Origin of the sequence: Paraperibacillus marinus (assembly GCF_046237605.1) — a bacterium.
Classification (GTDB): Bacteria; Bacillota; Bacilli; order Bacillales; family DSM-1321; genus Paraperibacillus; species Paraperibacillus marinus.
Genome location: NZ_CP143542.1, coordinates 48,092 through 68,918, shown reverse-complemented (window position 1 = coordinate 68,918; position 20,827 = coordinate 48,092). Strand labels below are relative to the sequence as shown.

General features: G+C 46.4%; 18 protein-coding genes. All 18 read right to left on the bottom strand.

Going from position 1 to position 20,827, the window contains the following annotated elements; translation table 11 throughout:
- Nucleotides 1–8 precede the first annotated feature (8 nt).
- Entirely contained in the window at nt 9–1,472 is a 1,464-nt protein-coding gene (mazG, locus tag V1498_RS00325) for a nucleoside triphosphate pyrophosphohydrolase (RefSeq protein ID WP_409296419.1), read from the bottom strand.
- Nucleotides 1,462–3,090 carry an oligosaccharide flippase family protein gene (locus tag V1498_RS00320; protein ID WP_409296418.1) on the bottom strand — a complete coding sequence of 543 codons (1,629 nt, stop codon included), beginning with the start codon at nt 3,088–3,090 and terminating at the stop codon, nt 1,462–1,464. The genes mazG and V1498_RS00320 overlap by 11 nt, the downstream gene beginning before the upstream one ends.
- Before the next feature lie 215 nt (nt 3,091–3,305).
- Complete coding sequence (spoVT, locus tag V1498_RS00315; protein WP_409296417.1) at nt 3,306–3,842, bottom strand: stage V sporulation protein T; 537 nt, start codon at nt 3,840–3,842, stop codon at nt 3,306–3,308.
- A gap of 257 nt (nt 3,843–4,099) precedes the next feature.
- On the bottom strand, nt 4,100–7,657 hold the full coding sequence (gene mfd, locus V1498_RS00310) for a transcription-repair coupling factor (protein ID WP_409296416.1): 3,558 nt from the start codon (nt 7,655–7,657) through the stop codon (nt 4,100–4,102).
- Nucleotides 7,658–8,289: 632 nt separating this feature from the next.
- Entirely contained in the window at nt 8,290–8,520 is a 231-nt protein-coding gene (locus V1498_RS00305; RefSeq protein WP_409296415.1) for an anti-sigma-F factor Fin, read from the bottom strand.
- Nucleotides 8,521–8,649: 129 nt separating this feature from the next.
- Complete coding sequence (gene pth, locus V1498_RS00300) at nt 8,650–9,210, bottom strand: aminoacyl-tRNA hydrolase (RefSeq protein WP_409296414.1); 561 nt, start codon at nt 9,208–9,210, stop codon at nt 8,650–8,652.
- Nucleotides 9,211–9,310: 100 nt separating this feature from the next.
- On the bottom strand, nt 9,311–9,961 hold the full coding sequence (locus tag V1498_RS00295; protein ID WP_409296413.1) for a 50S ribosomal protein L25/general stress protein Ctc: 651 nt from the start codon (nt 9,959–9,961) through the stop codon (nt 9,311–9,313).
- Between the two features lie 157 nt (nt 9,962–10,118).
- Nucleotides 10,119–11,072, bottom strand: a complete 954-nt coding sequence (locus V1498_RS00290; RefSeq protein ID WP_409296412.1) for a ribose-phosphate diphosphokinase — start codon at nt 11,070–11,072, stop codon at nt 10,119–10,121.
- Nucleotides 11,073–11,088: 16 nt separating this feature from the next.
- The gene (glmU, locus tag V1498_RS00285) at nt 11,089–12,462 is read right to left on the bottom strand and encodes a bifunctional UDP-N-acetylglucosamine diphosphorylase/glucosamine-1-phosphate N-acetyltransferase GlmU (RefSeq protein ID WP_409296411.1); all 1,374 of its coding nucleotides are present in this window, start codon (nt 12,460–12,462) and stop codon (nt 11,089–11,091) included.
- A gap of 244 nt (nt 12,463–12,706) precedes the next feature.
- On the bottom strand, nt 12,707–13,000 hold the full coding sequence (gene spoVG / locus V1498_RS00280; protein ID WP_026693222.1) for a septation regulator SpoVG: 294 nt from the start codon (nt 12,998–13,000) through the stop codon (nt 12,707–12,709).
- Nucleotides 13,001–13,235: 235 nt separating this feature from the next.
- Nucleotides 13,236–13,610: a RidA family protein gene (locus V1498_RS00275; protein ID WP_409296410.1), complete on the bottom strand. Its 375-nt coding sequence runs from the start codon at nt 13,608–13,610 to the stop codon at nt 13,236–13,238.
- 1 nt (nt 13,611) lies between these two features.
- Complete coding sequence (gene purR / locus V1498_RS00270; RefSeq protein WP_409296409.1) at nt 13,612–14,442, bottom strand: pur operon repressor; 831 nt, start codon at nt 14,440–14,442, stop codon at nt 13,612–13,614.
- 59 nt (nt 14,443–14,501) lie between these two features.
- Nucleotides 14,502–15,371: a 4-(cytidine 5'-diphospho)-2-C-methyl-D-erythritol kinase gene (gene ispE / locus V1498_RS00265; RefSeq protein ID WP_409296408.1), complete on the bottom strand. Its 870-nt coding sequence runs from the start codon at nt 15,369–15,371 to the stop codon at nt 14,502–14,504.
- A 193-nt stretch (nt 15,372–15,564) separates the two neighbouring features.
- Nucleotides 15,565–15,735: a protein sspF gene (locus tag V1498_RS00260; protein ID WP_409296407.1), complete on the bottom strand. Its 171-nt coding sequence runs from the start codon at nt 15,733–15,735 to the stop codon at nt 15,565–15,567.
- A gap of 933 nt (nt 15,736–16,668) precedes the next feature.
- Nucleotides 16,669–16,938: a biofilm formation stimulator Veg gene (gene veg, locus V1498_RS00255; protein ID WP_101640702.1), complete on the bottom strand. Its 270-nt coding sequence runs from the start codon at nt 16,936–16,938 to the stop codon at nt 16,669–16,671.
- An 854-nt stretch (nt 16,939–17,792) separates the two neighbouring features.
- Nucleotides 17,793–18,677 (bottom strand): sporulation peptidase YabG, encoded by an 885-nt coding sequence (gene yabG / locus V1498_RS00250; protein ID WP_409296406.1) that lies wholly within the window; start codon nt 18,675–18,677, stop codon nt 17,793–17,795.
- Nucleotides 18,678–19,028: 351 nt separating this feature from the next.
- Entirely contained in the window at nt 19,029–19,907 is an 879-nt protein-coding gene (rsmA, locus tag V1498_RS00245; protein WP_409296405.1) for a 16S rRNA (adenine(1518)-N(6)/adenine(1519)-N(6))-dimethyltransferase RsmA, read from the bottom strand.
- On the bottom strand, nt 19,900–20,460 hold the full coding sequence (rnmV, locus tag V1498_RS00240; RefSeq protein WP_409296404.1) for a ribonuclease M5: 561 nt from the start codon (nt 20,458–20,460) through the stop codon (nt 19,900–19,902). Before rnmV ends, rsmA begins: the two co-directional genes overlap by 8 nt.
- Nucleotides 20,461–20,827: the final 367 nt, after the last annotated feature.

The following is a 20,827-nucleotide window of genomic DNA, read 5'->3' as shown; positions in this document are numbered from 1 at the left end:
TTTCTCTGTTAATATCCCTTATCTTTTGCTTCTTCCCAAAGCCCGTCCAGCTGTTCTAATGTATAATCCTTAAAATTTCCCTGTTTCTCCTGGATAGCGGTCTCTATATAAGCGAACCGGTTATAAAACTTTTTATTCGTTGATTGTAGAGCTGCCTCTGGATCAATGGAATAATACCTGCAGAGATTGACAACGGCAAACAGGATATCGCCAAACTCATTCTTAAGAAGTTCCGGATCTCCTGCCGCAATCTCAACTTTGGCTTCCTCTATCTCCTCCAGTACCTTTTCCCACATTGGGCCCGGCTCTTTCCAGTCAAATCCTGCTTTTGATGCCTTCTTCTGATAATCCAATGCCTTCAGTAGCTGCGGCAGGGATCTGGGGGTTCCGTCAAGCAGCCCTTTCCTTGTCCGGGCTTCTTTCTCCTCGGCTTTTATCTTCTGCCAGTTCTCTACTGCTTCATCTGCACTCTTGACGGCTGAACCCCCGAATACATGCGGGTGGCGCCTCACCATCTTTTCAGACAAGCTCTCGATCACGTCGGCAATCGAAAACATGCCCTCGTCTTCGCCTATCTGGGCATGAAGCAGAACTTGAAGCAGGACATCCCCGAGCTCCCCGATGATCGCCTCATCATCCTTTTCATCTATTGCATCGATCAGTTCATAAGATTCTTCTATCAAATATTTCTTCAGGCTCTCATGCGTCTGTTCCTGATCCCAAGGACAGCCGCCGGGCCCTCTAAGCGCGGCTATTATAGACCGCGCAGTTGAAAACTCCCTGTAAAACAATTCTTCTTTCCTGACAGGCGGCACATAGACACTCGTCAGGTTATCAAGCTCCATTCCGTGGTCCAGCTCATATAGACGGACTTTCCTTACCTTCTCCCTGCTGCTGCCGGCTGCTGTTATGATAATGACTTCATAATCATCCGGCAGTTTTTCCATAAGAGTAAGCTTTACTTCTGAGGCAATGAAGGAATCATAAACCTGTCCAATGATGATATGTCCGCTGATCATAATATCTTCCGCCCTCAGGCTTGTTCCGTCCAATAGCTGAAACCCGTCTATTGGATCAAATCCTGCAGCCGCAAACAATGCATCCAGGAAGCTTTGGCCCCCTGCGATACGCACATCAGCACCCCTTGCCGGTCCCTTCTCAAGCAGAAGCTGAACCGTTTTCTCAGCGACCATGGGATGCCCCGGGACGGCATACCGGACATCTTGTTTCTCTGCAGCAGCCAGCAGGATTTCTGAAATCTCCTCATAAACCGCTTCAAATCTGTCATGCTTTTCATATATCGAATCAAAGCTCTCAAAGGTTATTCCTTCTGCAGCAAGCTCCTTAATCACGGGATGGTCCATCGTTCTCACGAAACAGCTGCCAGCCTCCCTTAATTCCTTATAGATACCGAAGGGCAGCTGGCTTAAGTCCCCTGCTCCTAATCCAATCACTTTTATTTCATTCGCCATCACTGCCATAACTCCTTTTATTATTTATATGATGGTTCAAGACAGTCAATCTGCTTCCAAAGGGAAGCTGCGACAAGTCATTTTCTGGGAAAATTCCCGATTTAACGATGATCCATATATATACGATTCCTCCCGCTCCCACGCCTGATATAGCCTGAACACTGGCTGCAAGCCTTCCTGTTTCCGCCAGCTGAAGCTCCTTAAACAAAAGGGTGTGCAGCAGGAGGGCAGCTGCCATTCCCAGACAGCCGAACACCCAGGCAGCGAGATCCTTCTTTCTGCCAGGCTTCAGCTTCATTTTCCCGGAAAGCAACACAAGCAGACCACCAAGGATGAAAGCATAGGCGAAAAGTGTGGCCATGGCAGCACCCTCAATTTTAAAGGCAGGAACCAGCACCATATTTAGAACAAGCTTAGTTAACAGTCCCGCTGAAATAATCAGGATGGTAGAACGCAGACTGCCCACGCTTTGCAGAATGACTGACAAGATCATGATCAGGGAACCGGGGAGGATCGTCGCGGCAAGTATAGCCAGCGCCCCTGATCCGCTGCTGTCTGTAAACAGCATGATATTGACCGGTTTTATTAATAAGATCAGCCCAGCTGCGGCTCCTGCACCCAGGGTGATGGTAATCTTAAGGGAAAGCCTGATTTTTTCTTTTAGATAATTCATGTCGTTTTGTGCCCGGGAAGACGAAATTAGCGGGACAACGGCCATCGACAGAGAAGTCGCTGCAATTGAACCCAGCTGGAGCAGCGGCTGTCCCCGGTCAAAGACTCCCTTCAATCCCTTGGCATCCACCGGTTCCATGCCTGCACCCACGAGAAGGCTGTATAAGTTGAATGAATCTGCCAGCTGTGTCAGGGTGAGCAGGAGGCTTGAGAGGCAGAAGGCTGTCCCCTGGATAAGCAGCAATCCTGCAGCCTTTTTCAACTTTTCGGGGGTTAGACGAACCCTTATGGGAATTCGATATTTACGAATCCATAAAAAGGTGAGGAGCGTCATGGTACTTCCGACAGCTCCGAGGACAGAACCGAGTACGGCTCCGCCGCCTGTCTTATAGATGGACCCTCCTCCCCGCAGGAGAACCATGGTGAAAATGATGATGAATGATACACGGACAGCCTGCTCGCAAACTTGGGACACGGCGGTAGGCACCATGTCATTGCCTGCCTGGAACATTCCTCTTGCAGCCGAAATGAACGGCATGAACAGAAACGGAAATGCACTGATTTTAAGCAGCGGAGTCAGCTGTTTGTCTCCCATTGCTGCTGCAAGACTGCCTGCCCCGAAATAAATAGCTGAGAAAAAGGCAAGTCCCACTGCCGTAAGAATGAGGAATGATACATACAGAATTTCTCCGGCTTCTTTGCTGTTTCCCTGTTTTTCTGCCATCAGCTTTGAAATAACTACCGGAAATCCATAGGTGGACAAAATAAGAGCTATGCCATACAGCGGATACACCTGCTGATAGATATAAAAGCCGATGTCACCGGCCAAATTTTGATAAGGTATTCGATAAAAGGCACTGAGAACCTTTACCAGGATGGCAGCTGCAGTCAGAATGGCCGCCCCTCTAAACACTGTACTTGATATGTCATCCGGCCTTTCAGCCATCTATTTCTCCTACTTCCTGCTGTTGATGATAATGGTTTTTCGGATAAGGAGCTGCCCCCTTGTGCCTTAATTCCTTCCAATAATGCCCCTATTATAGCATATACGCCGTCCTTGAGGCCCTAAGGGAGACTGCGGCACTCCCTATGGACCCGGCTTGATTCAAAATGAAAAAAGGCATTCCGTGTGGATGCCTTTTTTCGGTTGTTCACATGTAATTAGGATTCCATCTGGCGTGCTAAGAATCCGGCAGCTGTTTCAACTGCTTTCCTCTCAACATCTCCCAATGAAGATTCTTTGGAGAAGATCACTACTGCCCCGATCGGGTCCCCGTTGGCAACGATCGGCCCGATGGTATAAGCCTGTAAATCCTCTGTATTTCCATCTACAATGGATACCTGTCCCTTAGAAGTCTCAAGGATAGAACCCCGGTCTTCCATGGCTCTCTCCATCTGTTCACCGATGCTCTTGTTTAAATAATCCTTTTTGGAAACCCCCGCAACAGCAATGAATGTGTCCCTGTCACAAATGAGTACGGGATTGCCCAGGCTGTCATATAAAGCTTCTGCATATTCCTTTGCAAAATCACTGAGTTCGCTGATAGGCGAATATTTCTTTAAGATTACCTCTCCGTCCCTGTCCACGAAGATTTCAAGAGGATCTCCTTCTCGTATGCGGAGAGTCCTGCGGATTTCCTTTGGAATTACAACTCTTCCCAAATCATCAATTCGACGTACGATTCCAGTTGCTTTCATCTTATGTTGCCTCTCTTTCATCATTTGGATAGTGGTGAAAACTTTGGAATTTCCACCGTTATTGACCTTAGTATTTTTCATCTTCAAACTTCTATACACTATCTGGAATTTTTCTTCTTGCCGTTTACTTTACTGCCAGATTTTAATCTATTCCAGGGCTCCATAAGAACTTAAAAGCCGCTGGGTTATAAAAGGGGCATTAACCCGTCTTAGATGTTCATTTCCAATCTGCCTGTTATAGCCTGCGGCAGAATGCCTCACTTTTTTTCCTGTTGTATGGAAGCCGCTGACGCACTGCCATCTTTTCTGGCTCCCTCCAAACCCTGGATGAGCTCATACATGATATTAAGCCAGACACCCTGGGCGGTGTTCTTAATGTTGAGGGTGATCTTCAAGGAATTACCCTCCATGCCAAGACCGACTACCCGTCCGTACTTTGAGCCAAGCTGGAACACCTTATGGCCGTCTATATCTCTGCTTGCCCTCTCCGAGATGATAATTTTGATCTCCTGCTTAGCCTGCTTGATCAGCTCTACCCCATTCTTCAGTGCATATACCTTCGTTTCGGCAATCAAGAACAAGAGTGCCACTTCTTCAGGATATTCACCAAAGCGGTCGAGCATCTCGCTTTGCAGTTCTTCGAGTTCCTTCAGGGTCTCAATGCCGCGGAACCTCTTATACATCTCAATCTTCTGGTGGCCGTCAGCAATATAGGCATCCGGAATATAAGCATCCACCTCCAGGTCGATCTCCACTCCTGGCTTTTCTTCCTTCACTTCACCGGTCTTGCGGGCATCAATTGCTTCCTTGAGCATCTGAGAATACAAATCAAAACCCACCGAATCAATATATCCATGCTGTGCTGCCCCGAGAAGATTGCCGGCACCGCGGATCGAGAGATCGCGCATCGCAATCTTGAATCCCGAACCAAGCTCAGTGAATTCTTTAATAGCCTGCAGGCGCTTCTCTGCCACCTCTGTCAGAATCTTGTCTTTGCGGTAGGTAAAGTACGCATAAGCCACACGGTTCGACCTGCCCACCCTTCCGCGCAGCTGATACAGCTGGGAAAGCCCCATTCTGTCTGCATCATGCACAATGAGTGTGTTTACGTTCGGGATATCCACCCCTGTTTCAATGATGGTGGTGCTTACCAGAACATCATATTCACCATCCATAAAAGCAAGCATTACGGATTCAAGCTCGCTCTCGGACATCTGGCCATGGGCGTATACTACTCTTGCGTCAGGCACAAACATGGAAATTTCTTCTGCTTTTCTTGCTATATCCTCTACCCTGTTGTATAGGAAATAAACCTGGCCGCCCCTTGCGAGTTCCCGCTCTATCGCTTCTTTGACAAGGACTCCGTTATACTCCATCACATAAGTCTGGACAGGGAAACGGTTCTCAGGCGGAGTCTCGATGACCGACAGATCCCTCACGCCAAGCATGGACATGTGAAGGGTACGTGGAATAGGAGTGGCTGTCAATGTCAGCACATCCACATTCGTCTTCAGCTGCTTGATCTTCTCTTTATGTGTAACGCCAAACCGCTGTTCCTCATCGATGATTAAGAGGCCGAGATCACGGTACTGCAGATCCTTGGAGAGGATACGATGGGTGCCTATTACAATGTCCACAGACCCCGCCTTCAGCCCCTTGATCGTTTCATTCTGCTGTTTTCTGGACCTGAAGCGGCTCAGCAGGCCGATATTGATGGGGAAATCCTGAAACCTTTCACGGATGGTTTCATAATGCTGCTGGGCAAGGATCGTAGTGGGAACAAGGAAGGCAACTTGTTTTCCATCCATGATGGCTTTAAAGGCAGCCCTGATGGCAACCTCCGTCTTCCCGTAGCCTACATCACCGCACAGGAGCCGCTCCATCGGCCGCTCACGCTCCATGTCCTTTTTGATTTCAACGATGGACCTTAGCTGATCGTCTGTTTCACTATAGGGAAAGGCAGCTTCGAATTCACGCTGCATTTCAGTATCGGGCGAAAAGGCATACCCTTTCGACGCTTCCCTTGCTGCATAAAGTTTAATGAGATCATCCGCAATATCCTGTACGGAGGATTCCACCTTGCCTTTGACCCTTTTCCACTCACTGCCCCCCAGTTTGTACAGCTTCGGCTCTTTCCCTTCAGAACCCACATACTTCTGTACGAGGTCAATCTGATCTACGGGTATATAGAGCTTATCTGTCCCCTGATACCTCACATGGAGATAATCCTTATGGACACCGCCGACAACCAGAGTTTCAAGGCCGAGATACTTGCCGATGCCATGGTTGACATGGACTACATAGTCTCCTGTCTTTAGCTCGGAGTAACTTTTAATTCTTTCCGCATTAGACAGCTTCTGCCGCTTTGGCGGCTTTCTCGATTTCTTGTTGAACAATTCATTTTCTGTTATGACAGCCAGCCGCAGCATGGGCAGCTCAAACCCTGTGTGGAGGCTCCCTTTAGCAATCTGCAGCCTGCCCGGAAGAATCCTGCTGCTGTCCTCAAGCTCGGCAGCCTCAATCCCATAATCCTCAAACACCCTGCGGAGCTTCTTCATCCTCTCCTCGTCCGGGCCCAATACCACGACAGAATAATTTCCTTTTCTCCATCTCTCGATCTCTGCCTTAAACACGTTCATCTGCCCGTGGAAATTCTGCATCTGCTTGCATGTGAAATTTATGATATTCTGCGGATTTGTATAGGGAACATGCCTTAAGAATAGAGACAGATAGATCAAAGGATTCTTAGATCTGTACAGCAGTTCCGGCAGCCGGTGCGAGAGTGGGACATCATGGATGATCCGCCCTTCACCAAGCAGGCTTGTATACCATTCTGCTTCTTCCTTTTCAAGGGTTTCGCTGATTTCATGGATCCTTGTGATTTCATCCATGAAAACCATCCCATCAGCAGGAAGATAATCTAGCAAACTAGCGGTGCTTTCATAAGCCAGGCTCAGATACTTGAACAGATGTTCAGGCCGTGCGCCGTTCCTTAACAGCTCGAGTTCCTGGCCGATATTCTGGAGCATCTGCTCTTTTGCCTTGCTGTCCTTTATTTTTTTCAGACTGCTGCTTAATCCTGAATCAAGGCGTTCAATAAGCCTATCCAATGATTCGTCCTGAAGCAGCGCCTCAGTGCTCGGCCCTATGGCCACCCGCTTGAGTTTCTTCTGTGACCTTTGTGTATCAATTGTAAATGTACGAATCGAATCTACTTCCGTATCAAATAGTTCGATTCTTATAGGATTCGTTTCAGTCAGCGGATATATGTCCAAAATTCCCCCGCGAAGTGAAAATTCACCAGGGGAGGAAACCATTTCAGACCTCACATACCCCATGGAAACCAGCCTGGAGAGGGTTTCCTCAAGATTGATATCTTCTCCCGTCTGGAAGGACAGCTGAAATTTCTTCCACACATCCTTTGGAGGCAGAAGCTTACGCACTCCTGCCATCGGCGCTATGACAATCCCTCCCTGGTTCTGTGACCAGTGATTAAGGACCTCGATTCTCTGCGCTCTTAGCTCCGGGCTTGAAACACTCAGTTCAGCAGCCATCAGCTCATTGGCAGGATATAAAAATAAGTCGGCTTGAGGCAGAAAAGCACTTAAGTCATCATAAAGCTTTTGTGCCTGCAGCAAATTATGAGTAATAACGAGGACAGGCTTTTGTCTTTCGGTATAAACAGATGAAATCAGCATGGAGCGAGATGATCCGGACAGACCCGCTGCCATCTGTTCCCTTAACCCTTCCTTCAGGCCGCTTAGCAGCGACTGCACATCATCATTGTCTTTAAGTAAACCCTGCAGATCATTCATTTGGCCAATCCTCCTTTCCGTTAGAAAGCTTTTTATATTATATTTTGAAAATATTGCACTTAGAAAACCGATTGATGGCAGCGAATACTGCCCGCTGTAATCAACATTGTTTGGAAATGATTTTTTATATAATCTGTTTTGCAAATCTTGCAGCCGCTGGACATGAAAGCTGATTTCCGCTCTAGGCGCTTGCTTTGGCGCGGGGCGGGCGGTGAGCCTCCTCGGCCTTTCCTGCGGGATCTCACCTGTCCCGCTGCTCCAAGAAAGGCGGAAAACGGTGGTTTTCAAACGAAATTAATGGGTGCATAATAAAGACGCAAATTTTATAGAACCCATTAACTAAATTAAAAGCAGCGACCTGTTAAAGAAGACAGAAGCTTAGCCGCACTTATGCGAAAGCCAAGCATAAGGCGAGCAGGCTGTGGGAAGCGGTCTGCTTCCCATGGACTGATTGACTTAGACTTGCAGGTCTAAAGTCTCGCAGCCGGATCAGGAGTCCCGCGCCTGAAGCGGAAGTCGCCTTTGTTAAACAATAAAGTCACCTTGCAGAACTTATAAAAAACAACAATATTTTAAAAAGAGCCATATTTTTAAACAGAAAAATGCTTTGGAGGTCCTCCAAAGCTTTTGGTTTATTGAATTAAATAGTCTTGCTGGTGCATCCCGGGATTGCGTTCGAGCGCTTCCTGACAGTCCTCGCATATGGACTGTACATGATAGTCGCCATTCTCGGCGGTCTGTATCATTTCCTGCCGTTCCTGGCTTGTCAGTGCATGGAATCCCAAGCGCTCAGAATCAATGAGTATTTCATCTATCGTTCCCATGCTTGTGCTGCAATGACGGCATTTATAATGGAAAGCCATATAAAATCCCCCTGCTTGGTAGTCTACTTGGTAGTATGAACCCAGACAGGGCAAATTAAACAAACAGTGCTAAAAAACTTAGGCTTCTGTATTCCGGTATCCATAACAGATAGGGATCATGCTAATATATTATCCATTAAATGTATTCATTACCTTTAAAAAATCATTGTTTAACCAATTTTCGCAGGCTTTTGCAGAAATATCAACCGCTTTGCTCACTTCTGCTTCTTCTTCGCGTGAAAACCTGCTCAAAACAAAATCCGGTACACTTCTCCCATCCTGAGGGCGTCCTACCCCCATCCTGATTCTGTTGAATTCCTGGGTGCCAAGGTGAGAAATGATGGATTTCATTCCATTATGCCCTCCCGCACTGCCTTTTTGGCGAAGCCTGAGTTTTCCGAGCGGGAGATCCAGATCATCATAAATAACCACAAGATCCTTAACAGATAGTTTATAAAATCCGAGAACAGCCGATACAGACTCTCCCGAGAGGTTCATGTATGTCAGCGGCTTCAAAAGAATAACCTTCTCCCCGTTGACCATCCCCATGGCATATAGACCTTTATGCTTTGACTGGTTTAAGGGCAGACCCCACTTGGCGGACAATTCATCTATCACTTCAAATCCAATATTGTGCCTGGTTTTATCAAACTGCTTCCCCGGATTGCCGAGGCCGGCGATTAATTTCATCTTCAACACTCCATAACATAATTTAAGCATCAAGACATCAAAAATAGACGCAGCCCATATAAGGGTACGTCTATTATAGCTTATTTAAACAGCACTTGCTTTATTCAGCTTTAGAGTCTTCTGATGCTTCTGTTTCTCTGCCTTCTTCATTTTCAGGTGTTCCGCCGTCCTGCTGCTCACCGGTGCTGATTTCCACCTCTTGCCTTGGCGGAAGGATGCTGGCAATTACCTCATCATCCTGATGGCTGATCTCAATGTTGCTGTAGCTATTTTTGATATCACTTACGTAAATGGTATCGCCTACCACTTTATCTGTGACATCCACTTCGATCGCCTCAGGAATTTCCTGAGGTTTTGCCGAGATATTCAAATCATGAAGCGCCTGCTGCAGGACTCCTCCATCCTTGACTCCCTGAGCTGTACCTGTCAGATTAAGGCGCACAGTGGCATTAATAGATTCTGACATATCAATATATAAGAAATCCGCATGCAGGATTTCATTTTTAAGCGGGTCTGTCTGATAGTCAGTCAGCATAACCTGCTGGGAACTTCCATCGAGCTCAAGTGAGATGATCCCATTGCGGCCGACCTCTTTAAGTGTCTTGATTAAGTCTGCATTGTTTACAGTTATGGCTTTGCTTTCTTTCTTTCTGCCATATACAACTGCCGGGATGCTTCCTTTACTTCTGATATCAGTTAAATAGGAATTACGATGCTGCTTACGTTCTGTTGCAGTCAAACTGCTGCTCATAAACTTTCACCTTCCCGAATAAGTATTTTTGCACATACTTTTACGTTTCCCTAACTGGTCTCTATCTAAACATAGAGACCTCTTTAGCAGGAGGCAGAAGAAAAAATGGGCGGCAAAAAAGCCTGCCGAAGCAGCCGGCAGGCTTCATAATGATTCATCAATCAAACAATGTACTTACTGATTGTTCTTCATGAACGCGGATGATGGCTTCTCCGATTAAAGGTGCTACTGACAGTTCTACAATCTTGCCGATTTTCTTTTCATCTGCAAGAGCGATGGAATTGGTCACCGCAAGCTCTTTGATCTTCGAGTTATTTATACGTTCGATCGCCGGTCCGGAAAGGACTGGATGGGTACAGCATGCATATACCTCTGATGCTCCGTTTTCTACAAGGGCATTGGCGGCAAGGGTAATGGTCCCTGCTGTGTCAATGATGTCATCAATGAGGATGGCGGTCTTCCCTTCAATATTCCCGACAATATTCATGACTTCTGCCACATTTGGACGCGGACGGCGCTTATCAATAATGGCAATCGGCGCTTTCAGCCTGTCAGCCATTTTTCTGGCACGGGTTACACCGCCGTGGTCAGGTGAAACGATGACTATGTCCTTCAGGTCCTTCGTTTTGAAGTAATCAGCAAGGATCGGTACACCCATGAGGTGGTCAATCAGGATATCAAAGAATCCTTGTATCTGCGGAGCATGCAGATCCAGCGTGATGACACGGTTAGCGCCAGCCGTTTCAAGAAGGTTCGCTACAAGCTTGGCTGTGATCGGCTCGCGGGCACGGGCTTTTCTATCCTGGCGGGCATATCCGTAATAAGGCATCACAATATTGATGGTTTTAGCGGATGCACGTCTTAATGCATCTATCATAATCAATAATTCCATTAAATGTTCGTTAACAGGGCCGCTGGTCGACTGGATGACAAATACATCACAGCCGCGGATGCTTTCTTCGATATTGATTTGTATTTCTCCGTCGCTGAAACGTGTAACTGAACATTTCCCAAGCTCCACGCCTATAAACTTCGCAATTTCCGATGCCAATCCCGGGTTGGAATTGAGTGTGAAAACTTTCATTTTTGGATCAAGGTACTGATTAGACATGCTGGACCTCCAGTGGTTATTTGTTAAATTTTAATTGCTGGACATAGTTTTCTTTATTTACCTGGCGTGCGCGGGCAATGGAAAGTGCATCACTTGGGACATCTTCAGTTATGGTGGATCCGGCTGCCACATAGGCTCCCTCGCCTATTGTCACGGGTGCCACCAGATTGGAGTTACAGCCTATGAATACTCCATCTTCTATCTTGGTCAGGAACTTATTTTTTCCGTCATAATTGACTGTAATGGAACCGCAGCCGATGTTGACGTCAGCACCTACCTCGGCATCGCCGATATAGCTAAGATGAGAAGCTTTGCTGCCTTTGCCGAATACTGCCTTCTTGATTTCGACAAAATTGCCGATTTTCACAGAATCATTAATATCGGATTGAGGACGGATATGGGCGAACGGCCCAATGTTCACATCTGATCCGATGCTGCTTTCATGTGCCGCTGACTGTCGGATAACCGTATTATTCCCCACAGCGCAATCTTTAATTTCAGTGCTAGGGCCGATTACGCAGTCATCACCGATTGTCGTGCTTCCTGAAAGCATGGTGCCTGGGTAAATGACTGTATCGCGGCCTATCTCAATGCCCGAGTCAATATAAGTATTCGCGGGATCGATGATGGTGACACCATTTTGCATGTGGTTCTCATTGATTCTCTTCCTCATGATGGCTTCTGCCTGGGAAAGGGCCACCCTGTCATTCACACCAAGAGATTCCGAGAAATCTTCTGTCTGGAACGCTGTAACCGTTTCGTCGTTTTCCTTGATGATGCTGATGACATCGGGCAGGTAGTATTCCCCCTGGGAATTATCATTGGTTACCTTTTTCAGCGCCGCGAACAACGCCCGGTTGTCAAAACAGTACGTACCTGTATTGATTTCCTTTACGGCCCTTTCTGATTCCGAGGCATCTTTATGCTCAGCAATCTTTTCAACAAGGCCTTCACCATTCCTGATGATCCTGCCGTACCCTGCCGGATTCTCAGTAAAAGCAGTGAGGACAGAAGCCTTTGCACCGCTTTCTTCGTGCTGTCTGAGAAGGCTTTCCATCGTTTCTGACTTAATCAGCGGTGTATCGCCGCACACAATCAGGGTGGTGCCGTCCTTATCTGCCAGGAGGCCTTCCGCCTGCATGACAGCATGGGCGGTTCCCAGCTGCTTTTCCTGCAATACATAGGTGCTCCGGGATCCAAGTGTGGATTCTACGAGCTCCGCTCCATGGCCTGTGACCGTAACGATTTCTTCTATATCAAGTTTAGCTATTTCATCAACTACGTGCTCTACCATTGGCTTTCCACAAACAGGGTGTAAAACCTTATAAAGCTTTGATTTCATCCTTGTTCCCTGTCCGGCAGCCAAAATAACTGCATAGCGATTATTCATAACAGGCCTCCGTTTTTACCTTTTTATCCATTAAGAATATATCTTAAAAGCCGGTAGTTTTCAAGGATACTAACAAAAGTACAAATATTTTTCAATAATAGCAGAATCTTACCAAACAGGTGAAATAGTGAAGACAATGGGGAATCAGGGGTTTCAAATGCGGAATCCAGGGTAACAAATAAAAGAGCCTTACTTAGGAAGCAGGCTCTTGATGCGTATTATACTCTTTTTTATCTGCCTTAAATCAGGAAGCTCCTGCTTCTTCGAGTTCAACAACTTCCATTTCTCCAAGACGATGGTATTCAGCTAATACCGCATCCTGAATTTTGCTGCGAGTCGAAGAGTTAATAGGATGTGCAATGTCGCGGAATTCCCCATCTGGAGTACGCTTGCTCGGCATTGCAACGAATAGGCCATTGTTTCCGTCAATTACACGGATGTCATGAATAACAAACTCATTGTCCAATGTAATAGATGCAATCGCTCTCATTCTTCCATCGGTAGTTACTCTTCGTAATCTTACATCTGTTACTTCCATTTCTTACACCACCTTGAATTATTTAGGGCAAGCTTTTTTGAGCTTATAGTAATAATTCAACGCATTTTAAGTAATTCCTTCTAAAAAAATAAAATTTTTAGAAAAATTAGGACTAATTGGATACAGGATGGAATTTCCAATAAAACCATGAGCTTTCTAATCGCAGCCCATTCAAGGAAAGGAACTCTCATGATACATGCAGCTCCTCCCCTTTTCCACAAAAAAAACGCCCGTATTATTTTACGAGCGCAATGACTTCAATCTCAATCAATACATCCTTCGGCAGACGTGAAACCTCCACACAAGACCTTGCCGGCTTATGATCCGAGAAATATTCCCCATATACTTCATTGATATCGCCAAAGTCGTTCATGTCCTTGATGAATACGGTGGCCTTTACCACTGTTTCGAGACTGGCACCCGCTTCTTCAAGAACAGCCTTCAGATTGGAAAACACCTGATGTGTCTGATCGCGCACATCCCCGGCTGCAAGATTTCCTTCTGCCGTCAACGGGATCTGGCCAGAACTGAAAAATAGGTTATTAACAATGATTCCCTGTGAGTAGGGGCCAATAGCAGCAGGTGCATGTATTGTATGAACCGTTTTCATATTATTTTTCCTCCGCCTTATCAAAATAATTGCCCTGTTTGACCGTGATCTTTTTATCCTTGACGTCCACATCGGACAGCTTCACCAGCGATAGGTAATCGTTGACCAGCCTATTCTCGGCATTTTCCGACTCCACGAGCACGGAAATCCCTGCAACCGATGCATTGAATTCCTCCAGAAGGCTGATCATCCCATTGATCGTACCCCCGGCTTTCATAAAGTCATCCACAATAAGAACTTTCGAGCCTTCAGCAAGGCTCCTTTTCGAAAGTCCCATGGTCTGTATCCTCTTGGAAGATCCTGATACATAATTGATGCTGACTGTCGATCCCTCGGTAACCTTGCTGTCCTTTCGGACAATCACCACAGGAACATTCAGGTAGCTTGCCGCGGCATAAGCAATCGGTATGCCCTTTGTCGCGACTGTCATCACCACATCAATTGAAGCATATGCATAGGCAGAGGCGATCAGCCTGCCTGCGCCCTTCAGCATTTGCGGATCACCAAGGATATCCGTCATGAACAAATATCCTCCCGGCAGCAGACGGCCAGGATCAGCAATGTTCTCACACATTCTGGAGATGAATGCCCTTGCTTCATCCATATTGCTGTTAACTATATATTTAACGCCCCCGGCGGCACCGGGCACAGTGACCAGGCGTCCGATACCCCGCTGTTCAAAGGTTTCCTTTATAATCGTTAAATCTTCACTTATAGAGGATTTGGCTGAGCCGTACCGATCGGCAAAGAACGTAAGGGGAACAAGCTGGAATGGGTGGTCGAGCAAGTAGTGCGTCATATCGACAAGTCTGTCACTACGGCGAAATTTCAAATGCGGCACCTCGTTTTAAAACCGAATATTTTTAATTAATATAACATTAATATACGGTTTTATTCAAGCGTGTTTCTTTCACCAAGGATGCGGACTGCATATACTTGATCACAAAAACCCCGCAGGCCGTTATAGATCCGCTGCAGTCTGGATTCATGTTCGACAAGCCCAAAAACAGTCGGTCCGCTTCCGCTCATCAATACAGCATCCGCCCCAAATCTCCTCATCTGGTCTTTGATGTGAGCCACTTCCGGGTTAACCTGAAGAGTCACCTGTTCAAGTACATTGCCGACATTTTGGCAGACTCCGGAAAAACTTGAATCATGCAAGGCTGCAACCATTTCTTTTACGTTGGGATGTTCTGCCTTTGAGACATCGAGTCTCCTATAAACATCAGCAGTGGAAACCCCGATGGTAGGCTTGGCCAGGATTACCCAGCACTTAGGCGGTGCGGGAAGATGTTTGATCTCCTCCCCCCGGCCGGAAGCAAGGGCTGTGCCTCCATACACACAAAAAGGGACATCCGAGCCGATTTCTGCACCTATTCCCGCTAATTCATCCAGGTTTAAGCCCAGCTGCCACAGCCTGTTCAAGCCCCTTAATGCTGCTGCAGCATCAGAACTTCCCCCGGCAAGGCCTGCGGCAACCGGTATGTGCTTTTCAATGGTTATGCTGACACCGGTCCGGACATTGTACCTCCTCTTAAGAAGGGCGGCGGCCTGATAGGCAAGATTGCGGCTGTCATCAGGAACAAACCTGTTGTGTGAAATAATCCTGATTTCATCGCGGGTAAGTTCCTCAAGCTCCAGCCTGTCTGCCAGGTCAACGGTAGTCATCACCATTTCCACTTCATGATATCCATCTGGACGTTTGTAAAGCACATCTAAAGCCAAATTTATCTTAGCAGGTGCCTTCTCCATCAGTTTCATATTTTCACCTACTTTACGTTCTCAAATTCTTGTCCATTTTAACATATTTAAGCTTATTCTAAAGCTTTTTTCAAGGGCATTCAAACACCTTGGGCAAATATCGCCAAAAAATGAGCCTTTTACAAAAAGAAGCCTGCCTGGAAAGCTGTGATTTCCAGGCAGGCTCCATAAGCCGCAGGTATGTGTTTTTGAATTATTTTTGCATTTGGCGCTGTGCTATTTCCACAGCAAGCTTGACCATATTGCCGGCATCCTTTGCCCGGATGCCGCCCCAGCCCTCGCGCTGTACTACATCGTAAAATCCGAGTTCTTTAGCAAGCTCATCCTTGAATGCATCAGACATCAGACCGTTTCTTCTGCCCATCCAAAAAACCCCCTTATCGATCATGCGGCATTTATAGTCTGGACTTTATGGATCCTTTTCATCAGCGGGTTTTATTAGAAATATAAGGCTGTTTACGCATACATTGTGGCTGTTGATTAAAAAGTGGATTTCCACTGGAGGCACCCCACCTGCGCAGGTCGGGCGGTGAGCCTCATAACCAGCATTGAAAAGCGGAAAGCGGTGCCTGCCAAATAAAACTTTTTTTAGCAGGTAATCGGTTTAAAACTGTCCATCTTATGGCTGGCAGAGACCCGATAAAGCAGACTTGCTGATTGGCGAGCGTAAGCGAAGACAGAAGCTTAGTCGCACTTATGCGTTAGCGAAAGCAGACTTGCTGATTGGCGGGCGTAAGCGAAGACAGAAGTTTAGTCGCCCTTATGCGTTAGCGAAAGCAGACTTGCTGATTGGCGGGCGTAAGCGAAGACAGAAGCTTAGTCGCACTTATGCGTTAGCGAAAGCAGACTTGCTGATTGGCGGGCGCAAGCTTGACAGAAGCCTAGTCGCACTTATGCGAAAGCCTTGCATATGACGAGCCAGCTAGGTGAAGTGCCCTTTCTTCCCCTGGCTGGCTTGGCTTATGACTCGAGGGTCGGAAGCCTGGCAGCCAGATCAGGAGTCGCGCGCCTGAAGCGGAAGTCCACTTGCTTAATAATTAAATCTTCTTTCAGATTTCGTTAAAATCCACAACCTTTTAGAAAAGAGTCAAATACAAAGATTACTTTTTGATATATGTACTATTTTAATGTAAGCCGGGTATAGAATACTATGAGGCATTTAAGGCGGTTATATGGGTAACAAAAAGGGAAAGGTATGAGAACCCGGAGGCGAAGTCAAAAAGGCTCACCGGCACGGAAATAAACCCTTATGTCCAACAGCGAAAAAACGGAACAAAAAAAAGCAGCAAACAAAAGTTTACTGCCCGCTTAAAGCCACGCTTCCTGCTGTTTCATCAAAGAAGGTTAATTGTACAGTTTCTGTTAATACATCTGCATAACTGTAGGAGACTCTTTCAAATGCATTTTCATCTTGATCAAGCTCGATAACAAAGACAGAAGGATAAGTCTCTGCTAATGTTCCCAATCGCTCAACCGTCTTTCTTCTTCCACCATTAGCTTTCAGTAGAAGTCTCTTCCCAAGATTTGAATCCAGGGCAATCTTAATATCAGCTAAAGTTTTTGGCATTCAGGTCCACCTCACTAAGTGTAGTATATCACAAATCCCTATCTTTAGTCAAACAAAAGTATAAATTATATCAATTCTTAAATTTGTTTGTCAATGGTTTTTTAAGTTTTATAAATTACAAAAACCAACATTTTTACTTTACCCATTTTGTCGAAAAATATGTATGCCATTATCTACACTGTTTTATAAAAGATCTATTTTCTTAATCTGCGTATTTTATGTCGAAATATATATACATCCCAGCAGGATTCTTTACATTATGGATTGCTCGTCCACTTCGTCCGGAGTAAGCCGCAGACTCCTCAAACATATACAGCGCACGTTCGTGTAAATGGAGGAGGATGTCCCAATCCCTATTTTAATGCCTGGTTCTATCCTCCATTCCAATCAGCGAAGGTCTCCCATAATCTAGTGGCAGCGCCATACTGATTAAAAAGGTATTTTCCCTGGCTTCTATCTTTTTCACTCGTTTTCTGATGTTTTGTTGGCTTCTGCATCCTGTTTTTAATCAAAAGACCTTATTTTTATTGAAAGGGAAGTCTCGGGGCCGCGTCAATTGCCCCTTACTCGCCAAACCGGTACCTTTACTAGCCGAACCCCCCATTTTACTATCCAAACTTCTGACTTTACTATCCGATCTCACCATTTACTATCCGAAGGAAAGAATTTACTAGCCGAACTGGCTCATTTACTCGCCGTTCCCCTGCTGAGATGGAACCGTCGGCTGGCAGTCTCATCTCAAAAAATGATATGACTGGATCCGTATTTTGTATGTTCAGGCACAGCAAAGCCCGGGGAAAAATCCATGTTTTCCTTTCCGGGCTTTGATTTATGAGGCTTAAAAAGAGAGCCACTTATTCTTCTTCCTGTACCGGCTTATATGGCAGGCCGGTACGCAGTACTCCTTTTGTTTCAATGCCGCCAAGGCCCTTTTCCCCTGTAAGTGTATTTCTCAATACCTCCCAGACATTGATTCTGTCCATGAAAGGCGTGAAGCTTATTTTAGCAACGATATAGACGGGGTCCAGGGCATGGATATTCACTCTTGAAGGGGAGCTGGCGAAGTTTGCGCCCGCCCCGATCAATGACTCAAAATGGGATTGGCACGCTCCTGCAAATATCACCAGCTGATCGAGATGGGGAATTTTCTTACGGGCTTCCCGGACTGTCTCACTAAAATGCCTGGAATGCCTGTAGGCATTTATATCCTGGAATTTCCCCTTCGCCTTTGAATAAGAATCATGTCCGGTGATCACCAGTATATCAGGGCGATATAGTTCCAGGAGCGGAACAATTTTATTGGGCATTTCCTTTTCGTTACAATGCAGCCCAAATACAGGTATGCGCAGTTTTTCGTATAGCTCCAGGCATTTCTTCAGATAGGCTGGGTCTCCATCAAGGTGCAGGACCCTGCCAGGCATCTGAAAGTAACCTCCTGTGTGACGGTACTCACTCGTAGCTGCATACTCCCGCTTCATCCTCAGCAGCTCATAATCCTGGGAAAATAACTGATAGGACTTTTCCAGGAGAGCTTCATTTTTCTGCCTCTGCAAATCCTGTTCCCTGGGCCCCATCAAGACAAGATCGTTCATGGGTGCATCTGCAATCAGCCGGAAATCCTCTCCATATAAAACAACCTGAACCCTTCCGCTGCTGTCTTCTTTAAAATCTATAACGCGGAACATAATATCGCAATTAAAGGATTTCCGTCCTACAATTTGATTGATTTCTATATTCATACTCCTCACCCCATGGTTAGGAGGGCTGGCCTGTGTTATCCCGGCACCCGCAGCCACTCATTTACCTAATTCTGCTTCTTGATAGGCTATGCAGAATCGGGGAAGATGTGAGGGAAATACACAGGTTGAACCCATACATCGCACAGAAGATACAGAATGTTCCCCATAAAAACAAACATGATCTTTTTACTCACAGCCCATGCATGGGAGTGAACTGGACAAGAGCAGGAACAAACACAATCAGCGGTAGAGCGGAGCAAGACGCAGGCAGGAAGGCCAGAAAGATCATTGATACATGCAGCTCCGCTCCTTTTCCAAAGAAAAAAGACCTGCAGCTGCAGGCCGTCCCAATTATTTAAAATACTGAAGCAGTTTCTCGCTAAGCAGGGCAAACTCCTGAATGGACAATGTTTCGCCCCTTCTAGAAGGGTCAATCCCGGCTTCTGACAGGGCGGTGATGATTAAGTCCTTCTTTTCTTTTCCAGCATCAAAGCCGCTGACCAGGTTATTCAGGATCGTTTTACGCCGCTGGGCAAAGCTCGCTCTTGTGATGGTGAAAAAGAACTCCTCATTGCTGACCTGTACGGCCGGCTCTTTTCTCATGGTAAGGCGGATTACCGCCGAATCCACATTAGGCTGCGGCACAAAAACCGTCTTTGGAACAATGAGAACCGTCTCAGCTTCTGTATAGTACTGGATAGCGATGGACAATGAACCATACTCCTTAGTGCCCGGCTTAGCCGAAATACGGTCAGCCACCTCTTTCTGGAGCATGACAACAATGCCCCGGATCGGAAGCCTGTCTTCAAGGATTTTCATGATGATCGGAGTGGTAACATAGTAGGGCAAATTTGCCACCACCATTAAATCAGCGGCGGACTCAAACTTTTCCTGAATCACTTCACCGAGGTCTGCCTTTAATACATCTTGATGAATGATTTCTACATTTTCATAAGGCTCCAGAGTTTCTCCCAGGATAGGAAGAAGCCTTTGGTCAATTTCAAAAGCCAGCACCTTCTTGCTGTTCCTGGCCAGCTGTTCGGTGAGTGCCCCTATGCCCGGGCCGATTTCAATTGCTCCGCTCTCTTCGGTAAGCCCAGCGAAGTCCACAATCCGCTTCAATATATTTGTATCGATCAGAAAGTTCTGCCCCAAGCTCTTTTTGAATGAAAATCCGTGCTTTTCCAGTATAGCCTTGGTTCTAATCGGTGTGGCAATGTCTTTATTCATGATTTCCCTCCTGTTCCATGCGCTGTAAAGCCTCCAAAAAAGCATCCCTTGAGATTCTGAACATCTGCAGCCTTTTTTGCAGCTGCTTTCCATTTGTATATCCAATCTTCAGGATTCTCCCGATCCGCTCTCTCCGCTCTTTTGCTCCTGCGCCTCCCATCAAGCCGGCATCCAATAAATCCTGCTGGCTTATTTCCGGGTCATGCTCTACGTTCGTCTGATAAGCGTCCTTTAATGCCGCCCGGATTGCCTCAGGACTTGCATGCTCCACACCAATTCCCCTGCCGTTTCGCGGCCTGGCTTCGGCCTTTTCCAGGAAAGCATGCTTGCATCCAGGCACCTGCTCTGTAATAGTATGCCTGATTTTCTCTCCTGGAAAATCAGGATCAGTGAATATTATGACTCCGCGGGTGGACCTCGCAAGCCGTATCCGTTCTATCACTGATTCATCTACGGCCGATCCATTCGTTTCAATGGTGTCTGCTTCTACCGCCCGTTTAACCGCAACAGTATCGTCCTTGCCCTCAACCACTATGATTTCTTGTATCTTCATTTTCCCTCCATCTGACTGAAACCTTAAGAGATGTACAATCGTCTATATAAATAATACTGGAAGCACGGCCTTTTGTTTTAAGGCTGCTTAACCAGAAAGTGAATGTATGATAAAGCGATGAACTTTTATTGTTATACCCGTCCAACTGGCTGATTATTATGAATTTCAGCCCGATTATCTGCCGGGTCTTGTCTTTTATATGAATCGCACTACATTGTGCCTTTGACATTTATTTATTTGAAAAGCACCGGACTTCGCTTTAGATCCTGCCAGCTCCGTCCTGCCTTCCTCGGGCATATGTCAATCACCGGCTAAAGGCAAAGAACGCCTTTTGCCGCCGCTTGCCTTTTGCCTCTCGGAAGGCTGC